Origin of the sequence: Flavobacterium acetivorans, from assembly GCF_020911885.1 — a bacterium.
Lineage (GTDB): Bacteria > Bacteroidota > Bacteroidia > Flavobacteriales > Flavobacteriaceae > Flavobacterium > Flavobacterium acetivorans.
The window spans coordinates 396,605-408,705 of record NZ_CP087132.1 but is presented as its reverse complement, the minus strand read 5'-3'; the positions used below and the strand labels follow the sequence as shown (position 1 = coordinate 408,705).

At 35.7% G+C, this 12,101-nt stretch carries 10 protein-coding genes; 8 read left to right on the top strand and 2 right to left on the bottom strand.

Annotation, left to right across the window (positions count from 1 at the left end; genetic code table 11):
- Window positions 1-84 precede the first annotated feature (84 nt).
- A complete protein-coding gene (locus LNP19_RS01780) occupies window positions 85-1,422 on the bottom strand; it encodes an erythromycin esterase family protein (RefSeq protein ID WP_230063088.1) in 1,338 nt (445 codons plus the stop codon).
- A 364-nt stretch (window positions 1,423-1,786) separates the two neighbouring features.
- Between LNP19_RS01780 and eno the strand changes: the two genes are divergently transcribed.
- From eno to ctlX, 3 genes are all read left to right on the top strand, one after another.
- The gene (eno, locus tag LNP19_RS01775; RefSeq protein ID WP_230063087.1) at window positions 1,787-3,079 is read left to right on the top strand and encodes a phosphopyruvate hydratase; all 1,293 of its coding nucleotides are present in this window, start codon (window positions 1,787-1,789) and stop codon (window positions 3,077-3,079) included.
- A 154-nt stretch (window positions 3,080-3,233) separates the two neighbouring features.
- Window positions 3,234-4,517 (top strand): citrate synthase, encoded by a 1,284-nt coding sequence (locus tag LNP19_RS01770; protein ID WP_230063086.1) that lies wholly within the window; start codon window positions 3,234-3,236, stop codon window positions 4,515-4,517.
- 142 nt (window positions 4,518-4,659) lie between these two features.
- A complete protein-coding gene (gene ctlX / locus LNP19_RS01765; protein WP_230063085.1) occupies window positions 4,660-5,595 on the top strand; it encodes a citrulline utilization hydrolase CtlX in 936 nt (311 codons plus the stop codon).
- A 258-nt stretch (window positions 5,596-5,853) separates the two neighbouring features.
- Here the strand turns inward: ctlX and LNP19_RS01760 are convergent, their stop codons facing one another.
- Window positions 5,854-6,483, bottom strand: coding sequence for a MarC family NAAT transporter (locus LNP19_RS01760; RefSeq protein ID WP_230063084.1), 630 nt, complete (start codon window positions 6,481-6,483; stop codon window positions 5,854-5,856).
- A gap of 179 nt (window positions 6,484-6,662) precedes the next feature.
- Between LNP19_RS01760 and LNP19_RS01755 the strand changes: the two genes are divergently transcribed.
- The 5 genes from LNP19_RS01755 (at window position 6,663) to LNP19_RS01735 (ending at window position 12,021) form a co-directional block, all read left to right on the top strand.
- Window positions 6,663-7,028, top strand: a complete 366-nt coding sequence (locus LNP19_RS01755) for a CoA-binding protein (protein WP_230063083.1) — start codon at window positions 6,663-6,665, stop codon at window positions 7,026-7,028.
- A 42-nt stretch (window positions 7,029-7,070) separates the two neighbouring features.
- The gene (gene recR / locus LNP19_RS01750; RefSeq protein ID WP_230063082.1) at window positions 7,071-7,691 is read left to right on the top strand and encodes a recombination mediator RecR; all 621 of its coding nucleotides are present in this window, start codon (window positions 7,071-7,073) and stop codon (window positions 7,689-7,691) included.
- Window positions 7,692-7,763: 72 nt separating this feature from the next.
- On the top strand, window positions 7,764-8,555 hold the full coding sequence (locus LNP19_RS01745) for a polysaccharide biosynthesis/export family protein (RefSeq protein WP_230063081.1): 792 nt from the start codon (window positions 7,764-7,766) through the stop codon (window positions 8,553-8,555).
- A gap of 16 nt (window positions 8,556-8,571) precedes the next feature.
- The gene (locus LNP19_RS01740; RefSeq protein WP_230063080.1) at window positions 8,572-11,013 is read left to right on the top strand and encodes a GumC family protein; all 2,442 of its coding nucleotides are present in this window, start codon (window positions 8,572-8,574) and stop codon (window positions 11,011-11,013) included.
- Between the two features lie 24 nt (window positions 11,014-11,037).
- Window positions 11,038-12,021 (top strand): SDR family oxidoreductase, encoded by a 984-nt coding sequence (locus tag LNP19_RS01735; RefSeq protein WP_230063079.1) that lies wholly within the window; start codon window positions 11,038-11,040, stop codon window positions 12,019-12,021.
- Window positions 12,022-12,101 lie beyond the last annotated feature (80 nt).

Genomic DNA, 12,101 nt, shown 5'->3' with positions numbered 1-12,101 from the left:
GATCCTAAACATAACTGGAAAGTTTATGATATTTAGGGATTGACTTTGTAAAAGTCAATCCTTTTTTTATTGATAAATATTAATTTACATTCCAAAAGGGTAGGTTTCTGGAATTTGATTTCCTTGGGGTTGGATGTGTATTGGGTGTAATGCATTGGTCGTATCAAGAAAAATAAAAGCATCGTATCTTTTGGGTATAATTGTGGGTACATAATTACCGAATCTTTCGTGTTCCGGATTGTAAACTACACCTATTGCACGATGCCCTATGCTCGATGAAAGACTTTTTTCTTCTCTAAGCTTGTTCATTAATAATAATTTATTCGAACCTTTACTTGCAATATGGAAAAGCTGCTCCCAACTTCCTTGTTCAGCTTCCGGAACCTTTATTTTTCGGATAGAATCTCTCCATTCACGGCCGGCAATCACGCTTCCTTTATACGAACCAAATCCTACGGCAATTACGCCTTCGCTAGAATACTGTTCTCTCAGTAATTGTCCTACATTTACCATTCCTTCAGCAGCCATGTCGGTTGCACGCGCATCGCCAATATGGGTATTATGCTCCCAAATGATTGTTTTTGCTTCTTTTCCATGAAATTTCATCAACCGCTCGGTTGTGGAAACCATATGCTCGTCCCGAATATTCCAGGAGGCAGCACCTCTTTTTATCATGGCACGGTAATATTTTTCGGCATTTCTTGCAACGAATGCATTTTGTTTCGTGCTCATTGCGTTTTCAGCATCCGAATTGTAATTTGGTATATTTTTTATTATTTCCATAAGTAGATTCAAAATCTCCTTTTCGCATAATTCAGGTACAAGAGCAGAAGCTCTTGCGTAGGATTGTCCTTCGTCTTCACCGTAAGGTTCAAAGCATTTTATTGCTTTTAGAGCTGTTTTTAGGGTTTTTGGGTCGTTTTTTTCTAAGTATTGAATTATAGAATTCATTGAATCTCTAAAACTATATACATCTAAGCCGTAAAATCCAATTTTTTTCTCTACTTGAAGATTTTCGTTATGGTTTTTTAGCCAATCAATGAAGGCGGCGGTTTCCCAATTGGCCCACATCCATGTTGGCCATCGTTTAAATTCGTCCATAACGCTAAAGATGTCTTTACCAGAATCTAAATATCCTTTTGCGTAGCGATTTAATCGATAACAATCCGGCCAATCTCCTTCGACTGCAACAAACGAAAACCCTTTTTCTTTAATGAGGCGTTGCGTTATTTTAGCTCTCCATGTATAATATTCATGGGTTCCGTGAGAGGCTTCGCCAAGCAATACATATTTGGCATCGCCTATGTAATCCATTAAAGGATCTAGGTCGTTTGGGTTTTCTAATGAGAAAGATGTTTTGCTTAATAATGCTATAATTTCATCAAAATCAATAGGATTGTTTGAGTTGTCAATTGTTCTCATGTTATTTTGTTTTTTAAAATTCTAAAAAAAACCTTTCTGAAAATAGTGTAAGCTTGTTTTGGCGTTTGGCAATAGTAAATTTACGTTAAATAGCTTAAAATGAGTGGTTAATAATAAAAATGAATAAGTAAAAAATAATTAGGTAGTCCGCATTCTATTTTCTGAATAACGGCTATAAAAGCGAATTTTTTTTAATTGACTGTGGGATCTAAATAGTAAGATTTGGAGAATGTTTAAGTAAAATAGTGCTAATCAAATATTTTATAAATAATTATATCGTTTTCGTTAATAACATTCATTATTTTCATAATATCATTTCAAAAGATAGAATATATTTGTATTTTAAAATTTAAAATCAAGTAGTATGAGTATTATTATCAAAATTCACGCAAGACAAATTTTCGATTCAAGAGGAAATCCTACAATAGAAGTAGATGTAGTTACGGATAACGGTGTTTTAGGAAGAGCGGCAGTTCCTTCTGGAGCCTCAACAGGAGAACATGAAGCGGTTGAATTACGTGACGGAGGAAAAGCCTTTTTAGGAAAAGGAGTTTTGAATGCAGTGAATAATGTTAATACCATTATTGCCGAAGAACTTTTGGGTACATCTGTTTTCGAACAAAATTTAATTGATCAAATGATGATCGATTTAGATGGTACTCCAAACAAATCTAAATTAGGTGCAAATGCTATACTTGGAGTTTCGCTTGCTGTTGCCAAAGCGGCTGCAAATGAATTAGGATTGCCATTATACAGATACATTGGAGGAGTTTCGGCAAATACTTTGCCTGTTCCTATGATGAATATCATCAACGGAGGTTCACATTCTGATGCGCCTATCGCTTTCCAGGAATTCATGATTTTCCCTGTAAAAGCAACTTCTTTTTCTCATTCTATGCAAATGGGAACGGAAATTTTCCATAGTCTTAAAAAAGTATTACACGATAGAGGACTTTCGACAGCTGTTGGTGACGAAGGAGGTTTTGCTCCAAACTTAGCCGGAGGAACTGAAGATGCCTTAGATACAATCAAAAAAGCAGTTGAAAATGCCGGATATACATTTGGTGATGAGATTATGATTGCTTTAGACTGTGCTGCTGCTGAGTTTTATGTAAACGGAAAATACGATTACACTAAATTTGAAGGTGAAACAGGAAAAGTAAGATCTTCTGCTGAGCAAGTGGAGTATTTAGCGGAATTAGTGGCTAAATATCCAATCATTTCTATCGAAGACGGTATGGATGAAAATGACTGGGATGGATGGAAATTGCTTACAGAGAAAATCGGTGATAAAGTGCAATTAGTTGGTGATGATTTATTTGTGACTAATGTAGAGCGTTTATCTACAGGTATTGATAAAGGAATCGCTAATTCAATTCTTATCAAAGTAAACCAAATTGGTACTTTGACCGAAACGATTGCTGCGGTAAATATGGCTAAAAATGCAGGATATACTTCAGTAATGTCACACCGTTCAGGTGAAACAGAAGATAATACAATTGCTGATTTAGCAGTTGCTTTGAACTGTGGACAAATAAAAACAGGTTCGGCTTCTCGTTCAGATCGTATGGCAAAATACAATCAGTTGTTAAGAATTGAAGAAGAATTAGGAAATACAGCTTATTTTCCTGGAAAAAATGCTTTCAAAATAAAATAATTTTTTATATCATTTTTTATGAAAAGCCATTCGTTTTAAGCGAATGGCTTTTTTTGTTAAATTTAACAGTATCGATGAAGTTTTCTCTTTTTAATTAATGTATTAATCCTTAGATTTGGTAAATTATTAAAAATGAAGATTTACTAAAAATATTATGTCAAAAACAGCTATATTAGAAATTGATGGTAAGAAATATGAGTTTCCAGTAATCAAAGGAAGCGAAAATGAAGAAGCTATCGATATAAACAAATTAAGAGATCTAACAGGAGTAATCACGCTTGATCCAGGTTATAAAAATTCAGGTTCTTGTACTAGCGAAATAACTTTCTTAGATGGAGAACTTGGTATTTTGCGCTACAGAGGCTATGCAATTGAGGATTTGGCTGAGAAAGCGGACTTTTTAGAAGTTTCTTATCTTTTGATTTTTGGAGAATTGCCAAATGCAGCTCAATTAGAGCAATTTGAAACGGATATCAGAAAGTATACCTTGGTTAACGAGGAAATGAAAAACATCATTGATGGTTTTCCAAGAACGGCACACCCAATGGGAGTGTTGGCAGCTTTGACTAGTGCTCTGACAGCATTTAATCCTAAGTCGGTAAATGTTGAAAACGAAAAGGAAATGTATGAGGCTGTTTGTAAAACTATGGGTAAATTCCTGGTTATTGCAACTTGGACTTATAGAAAGAGCATGGGTTATCCTTTAAATTATTATGATAATACAAAAGGTTACGTAGAAAACTTCATGAATTTAATGTTTGCATTACCAACGGAGCCTTATAAAGCCAATCCGATAGTAATTGATGCATTGGATAAATTGTTTATTCTTCACGGTGATCATGAGCAAAACTGTTCGACATCAACTGTAAGAATGGTTGGTTCTTCTCATGCTGGATTATTCGCTTCTATTTCTGCCGGGGTTTCTGCACTTTGGGGGCCATTGCACGGAGGAGCAAATCAAGCTGTTCTTGAAATGTTAGAAGAGATCCATAAGAACGGTGGAGATACCGAGAAATACATGGCTAAAGCCAAAGATAAAAATGATCCTTTCCGATTAATGGGATTTGGTCATAGAGTATATAAGAATTTCGATCCTCGTGCCAAAATCATCAAGAAGGCGGCAAATGAAGTTTTGGAAACTTTAGGGGTGAACGATCCAATTCTTGCAATTGCAAAAAAATTAGAAGCAGCCGCTTTAGAAGATGAGTATTTCAAATCTAGAAATTTATATCCAAATGTAGATTTCTATTCTGGAATTATTTATAGAGCTTTAGGTATTCCTACTGATATGTTTACCGTTATGTTTGCAATAGGACGATTACCGGGCTGGATTGCACAATGGAAAGAAATGCGTGAAAATAAAGAACCTATTGGTAGACCAAGGCAAGTATATACAGGTGCTCCTTTAAGGGACTTTACACCAAAAGAGAAAAGATAATCTATTTGAAAAAGCTTCACTTCTAGTGAGGCTTTTTTTATCTTTGTCTCATTCTGAATTAATCGAGTCTTGGAGTTGTTAATCAGATTCTAAAAAGATAGTATTAACCATAAATAAATTTTCCTTTGAAGGATTGTAAATTATGAAACAAACAACAAATTCCATATTGATGATTCGCCCGACGGCGTTTCGAATGAATGAGCAAACTGCTGTAAATAATTATTACCAAAAAGCAGTAGAAGGACTTTTGCCAGCAACTGTGAATGCTAAAGCGCAGCAGGAATTTGATGCTCTTGTCGAAAAATTGAAAGCTGTAGGTATAGATGTGACTGTTGTTGATGATGTCTTAGGTTCAGATAGTCCGGATAGTATTTTTCCAAATAATTGGGTTTCATTTCACGAAAATGGTGACGTGGCTTTGTATCCTATGTTTGCCGAAAATCGTCGTGAAGAACGTCGCGAAGAAATTTTTGACCTTCTTGAAGATAAAGGATTTCAAATAGATAATATTATAGATTATACTTCTGCCGAAGAGGATGGCTTTTATTTAGAAGGAACAGGAAGCTTGCTTTTAGATAGAGCCAATGAAAAGGCTTATTGTGCCTTATCACCCAGAGCCGATGAGGAGTTGTTCATCGAGTTTTGTGAAGATTTTGATTATGCGCCAGTAATTTTTGAGGCTTTTCAAACTATAGATGGAGAGCGAAAATTAATTTATCATACTAATGTGATGATGTGTTTAGGAGAAACTTTTGCTGTTATTTGTGCTGATTGTATCGACGATAAAAAAGAGCGCAAGATGGTTTTGGATAATCTTAAAAAAGACGATAAAGAAGTTATTTTAATTACCGAAGATCAAGTCAACAGTTTTGCAGGAAACATGCTCGAAGTTCGTGGGGGTGATGATAAAAGATATTTAGTAATGAGTACCGCTGCACATCAGAGTTTGACACCGAAGCAAATAGAACAACTAGAAAAACATGCTGCCATTCTCAGCTCCAGTTTAGATACTATTGAAGCCTGTGGTGGTGGAAGTGCCAGATGTATGATGGCAGAGATTTTCTTGCCAAGAGAATAAAAAAAGACTTTCAGGAATGAGAGGCACTGAAAAAGTCCCTTCAAGACAAAAAATGGAAAAAACCAAAAAAGAGCATAAACACTACCGTTTATGCTTTTTTTTTTCTTGTTCTAAAGCCTTGTGCTATCAGAAAATAAAATTTGAGTAAAAAATAGAGATTAAATTAAATCAAACCCTTATTTGATCGATTTTTTAATGACTTTTTAAAAAGAGAGACTTTTTCAATGCTCTCAGGAATGAAGGTCTTTTTGTTTATTGTTAAGTCAAATTGCTCTTGACTATTGTGATTATTGAGCTAATAATATACTGTACTCCAATTGCAATTACGATGAATCCTACGATTCTTGATATGGCTACAATTCCGGAGGCTCCAAGAATTTTGGCTAAATAATGAGCGCTTCTTAAAGTAACGAAAATAGAAGCAGCTACCGCTAAAATGGCTAGAACAGAAATGATGATTTCAGGTGTATTTTGGTGTTCATGGTAAAAAGCTATTAATAAAGAAATCGATCCCGGTCCGGCAAGCATAGGAATTGCTAATGGGGTAAGCGCAATGTCGTTTCTGGTTTGTGCGTCATTTTCTACTTTTTTGTTCACTCCCCTTTTTTTATTGAATTTGCCTGTAAGTAGTGAGAATCCAGATGTGGCAATAACAATTCCTCCGGCAATACGCAAGGCTTCAATGCTAATTCCAAAAAAGGACAGCACATATTCACCTAGAAAAAAGGAAACCACTAAGATGATAAAGACATTAATGGCAGTCCATAAGGAAATTCGGGAGCGTTCTTTTGCGCTGTCATGTTGGGTAAGTCCCACAAAAATTGGGATTGTTCCAATTGGGTTTAAAACTGAAAAAAGGGCAGCAAATAAATAAATAAAAAGATCCATTTTTTTTCGCGAAATTAGTTGGTTTTACGGAAGAATAAAGTATTTCTATAATTAAGAAAAAGTTACAATAAGATGAATTTAACTTCAGATTAGAAGTAATACAAAAATCGAAAGATATTAATTTTAATTGAAAACGGACTATAGTATTTTAGTACTTTTACAAAAAAAATAACAATTCAATGAAAAGTAAAAAAACTTTAGTTCTTGGAGCCTCTGCAAAACCGGACAGATATGCCTATAAAGCCATTAAAATGCTTGTCGAAAAAGGGCATCCCGTGCTTGCGATAGGTCAAAATGCAGGTGAAGTTGAGGGAATTAAAATCCAAACAAAAGCCATTCCGTTAAAAAACGTAGATACAATTACTTTATATTTAAACCCAGCTCGTCAACGTGATTATTACAATTATATCGTGGAAGCTAAACCCAAACGTGTGGTTTTTAATCCAGGAACTGAAAATCCGGAGCTGTATCAGCTTTTAGAACTAAATGATATCAAGGTTGAAGTGGCTTGTACACTGGTTTTATTGACTATAAATCGATATTAGAAATTAAATCGGGGAGTAGGACTCTTTAATTATTTATTCTTCATGGAATTTTCTTCAAAATTAATAGAAAAAGCGGTAAATGAGATTGCACAGTTGCCAGGAATTGGTAAACGAACTGCTTTGCGATTAGTCTTGCATTTGTTGAAACAACCCAAAGAGCAGACCGGTTTTTTAGCACAGGCATTAACAAGTATGCGGGAGGATATTAAGTATTGCGAAAATTGTCATAATATTTCGGATAGCGACATCTGTGAAATTTGTTCTAATGCGAACAGAAATCATCAAATAGTGTGTGTGGTTGAAGACATTCGGGATGTAATGGCTATAGAAAATACCGGTCAGTTTAGAGGTGTTTATCATGTTTTGGGTGGTAAGATTTCGCCTATAGACGGTGTTGGTCCAAGTCAGCTCAAAATAGCTACACTTGTGGAAAAAGTAAAAGAGGGCAAAATCAGCGAAGTTATTTTTGCGCTAAGCTCAACAATGGAGGGCGATACCACTAATTTTTATATTTATAAGCAAATTGCAGCTTCGGCAATTATTATTTCTACAATTGCCAGAGGAATAGCTGTGGGTGATGAGTTAGAATATGCCGATGAAGTTACCTTAGGAAGAAGTATATTGCAACGAGTGCCATTTGAGAAGTCCTTCAAAAACAATTAAGTGGCTTAAAAAGAAAGGAGAAGCTTTTAATATAGTAAAGGAAAAGCTATATTTGTTATCTAAACTGTAAAGATGAACAAACCGATATTCTATTTGTTTTTAAGTATTAGTGTGTTGTTTACGTCCTGTATCCCAACTCAGGATTTGATTTATTTACAAAAAAAGAATAGTGTTCAAACAGAAACTGCAATCTCAGCAGTAGTTACTAAACCATACCGATTGCAAACTAATGATGTGTTGAGTATCAACATAAAGGCAATTGACCCTAAGTTAGTTGCCATTTTCAGTACAACAAACCAAGCAGAATTAGGAAGTAAATCAGAATCAGGATTGTATTTTGACGGTTTCACCGTGGATGATCATGGTAATATCAGAATGCCAATTTTGGGAGAGATTAATGTCATGGGTTTTACTTTGGATGAAGTAAGGACTAGAATTGAAAAACAATTACTTGCAGAATATTTTAATAAAGAAGCCAATATTTTTGTGACGGTTAAATTAGCCGGATTCAGATATACCATTAATGGTGAAGTGGGGAGTACAGGAACCAAAACTTTATTTCAAGAGCATGTAACTATTTTAGAAGCTATAGCCAATGCGGGAGATATTACTCTAACAGGAAATAGAAAAGCAGTAACAATTATTCGACAAACCCCTACCGGGAGTCAGATGCATGAGCTTGATCTTACAGACATCAATGTAATGCAATCACCTTATTTTTATTTACAACCCAATGATTATATATATGTAAAACCCCTTAGGCAGAAAACTTGGGGAACAGGAAAAACAGGAATTGAATCTTTAGGAACCATTATAACGTTGTTATCACTGGCTACCACTACTTTTTTACTATTAAAAAATTAAAAATACATTTTAAAAAATGTTAGATATAAAAGATTTTTCAATTTTTGAGAACCAAGTCAGTTTTGACTTCAAAGGGTTTTTAATTAAAATAGGAAGCTATTGGCGGTGGTTCTTACTAAGTCTTTTGATCACCTTTACAATTGCTTACCAGGTAAATGTCAGGATTGAAAAGATTTATGGCATGGAAACGCTGATTTCTGTAAAAGAAGAAAGCAATCCTCTTTTTACTTCTAATACCAGTCTGGTGTTCAACTGGGGAGGGACTTCTGATCAGGTCCAGACTATTTCTACGACTTTGCAGTCCAGATCCCATAACGAACTGGTCGTTGATAAATTACAATATTATATTGATTATTTGGTTCAAGGAAAATACAATCTTGTAGATGCTTATGGGGCTGTACCTTTTTATGTTGCTATTGATAAATCAAAGGGGCAGCTTGCCGGGAGTCTCATAGGAATTAAGTTCTTGAACGAAAATGAATATGAAATCCGAATTCCATTTGAAAATAATACAGTTTCATTAATTAGTTATACCACTAATTCTAGGGATAATACTGCTGTTGTGCCAGGTGATTTTGTAAAAAAATACAGGGTGGGAGAGCAAGTTTTATTGCCTTTTTTGAACTGGAAATTGCTCCTAAAAGACAATCCTGGATTTTACAAAGGCAATGAGTATTTCGTTCGATTTAATGATTTTGATGCTACAGTATCCCGTTATAAAGGTATCAATGTGCGATCGGATGATAAAGGAGGTTCTATCATTACACTTGCAATGCAGGGAAATAATAAAGCCAGAATGGTCGAATATTTGAATTCGACCGTAAAGATGCTCATGAAAAGGCAATTGGACAGTAAGAACCAATTTGCCACCAATACCATCAGTTTTATTGATAGTACCCTTGTAGCGATGGAGTCTCAGCTGAAAGAAACCGGAGAAGAGTTGAAATCATTCCGAAAAGGAAAAAACATATATGATATAGAAGAAGGCGGCGGTAAATTCTCGAATCAGGTTTTAGAATATGATGTTAAGAAAGATGAAGTGAGCCGTAAACTGGCCTATTACAATTCCTTGAAGGCGTATTTAAAAAGCAGTGTCGATTACTCGAAGCTTCCTGCGCCATCAGTGGCTGGTATCGAAGATCCAAATATAGTGGTCAATATTTCTAAGTTGATTGCACTTTCCACTCAAAGATCTGAAATGGCTTATGCGGTAAAAAGCGATAAGATTTTTAAGGATTTTGATAGCCAAATGGAAGCGGTGAAAAAAGTATTATTAGAGAATATCGCTTCTGCAAAATCCTCTTTGCAATTTGATTTGGCTACGATAAACGCAAAAATTAATCAAACAGAAAGCTCCATAAAGAGGCTTCCGGATGATCAGCAAGAACTGATCAAAATTAAACGGAAATATGATCTAAGCAATAATATTTACAGTACTTTTTTGCAAAAAAGAAGTGAAGCCGACATCGTTAAAGCCGCTAATTTATCCGATATTCGTTTTATAGATCCGGCCAAAGATGTAGGCGGAGGTTTGATTGGTCCAAGGACGTCGGTTAATTATGTATTGGCCTTATTTTTAGGGATACTTTTTCCGCTAGTTCTTGTTTTTATTATCTTTTTTATTAACGACTCCATTCAGAATACGGAAGATATTAGTAAGCTAACACAGATCCCTTTGATAGGTGTCGTGGGGCTCAATAAGGAGATTACTAATTTGGCTGTTTTTGATAGGCCAAAATCGTCTTTGTCGGAATCTTTCCGAGCGATTCGATCCTCTCTTCAGTTTTTGTATAAAAGTCAACATGTAGATGGAGCCAAAACGCTGATGATTACTTCTTCTGTTAGTGGGGAAGGGAAGACCTTTTGTTCCATTAACATTGCGACCGTATTTGCTTTAAGCGAAAAAAAGACGGTTATTGTTGGTTTGGATTTAAGAAAACCCAGATTATTTGATGAATTTAATTTAACGAATAAGGTGGGTATCGTAAATTATTTGATCAAGCAAAAAAGTATTGATGAAATCATTAATCCCACGCAGATTCCTTTCCTTGATGTGATTGTTTCGGGGCCTATTCCTCCTAATCCGGCTGAGATGATTCTAAGTGAGGGTATGGGGGAGCTAATTTCAGAATTAAAGAAAAGGTATGATTATATTATTTTGGACACCCCTCCGGTTGGTTTAGTGTCGGATTCCTTGGAGTTGGCACAATATTGTGATGTTACCTTATATATTGTAAGGCAGAATTTTTCTAAAAAAGAAATGATTACCTTATTGAATAATAGGGTTAAGCGTGGCGAGCTGAAAAATGCCAGTATTGTTTTGAACGGCTTTGAAAATAAAGCAAAGTATGGGGCAACCTATGGTTATAGCTATGGTACTTATTCAAATGGTTATTATGAAGAGGATAAACCGAAGTCCATTTTTAGCAGAATAGTTGAAAAATTTAAGAAAGTATAAATTAGAGCATTGAATACTAAAAAGATGAAGGAAGAAACAAAAAGTACGATATTGATTACCGGTGGAGCTGGGTTTATTGGTTCTAATCTGTGTGCGTATTTTTTAGAAAAGGGACATAAGGTGGTTTGTTTGGATAATTTTGCCACAGGACACCGACACAATTTGAAGGATTTTATAAACAATCCCAATTTTAAGTTGATAGAAGGGGATATACGTAAGGCAACTGATTGTTTTAATGCGGTTAAAGGAGTGGATTATGTTTTGCATCAGGCGGCATTGGGTTCGGTTCCTCGTTCCATCAATGATCCCGTTACCACCAATGATGTTAATGTTTCCGGTTTTTTGAATGTATTGGTGGCTAGCCGTGATGCCAAGGTAAAACGCTTTGTCTATGCGGCAAGTTCTTCTACTTATGGAGATTCGGAGGGATTGCCAAAAGTAGAGGATGTTATAGGGAAACCTTTGTCACCTTATGCGATAACGAAGTACGTGAACGAGTTGTACGCGGAGATTTTCAGCAGAACTTATGGTATTGAAACCATAGGCTTGCGTTATTTTAATGTTTTTGGAAGAAAGCAGGATCCCAATGGGGCTTATGCGGCGGTAATTCCTAAATTTGTCACGCAATTGATGCAGTTGGAAAGTCCGAAGATTAATGGTGACGGAAATTATTCTCGTGATTTCACTTATATCGATAATGTGATTCAGATGAATGAGTTGGCTATGACCACAACCAATCCAGAGGCGGTAAATACGGTTTACAATACGGCTTATGGCGATCGGAATACGTTGAATGATTTGGTGGGCTACTTGAAAAAATATTTGGCGGAGTACGATCCTAGGATTGCCGATGTTGTAATTGAGCACGGTCCGAACAGGATGGGGGATATTCCGCACTCTTTGGCGAGTATTGATAAGGCGAAGCGATTGTTGGGTTATGATCCGAAATATTCTTTGCAAGAAGGGTTGAAAGAAGCAGTGGATTGGTATTGGGGGAATTTGAGGTAGAGAGTTGTGGGTTGTCAGTTGTCGGTTGTCAGTTGTCGGTTGTCAGTTGTCGGTTGTGGGTTGTCGGTTGTGGGTTGTCG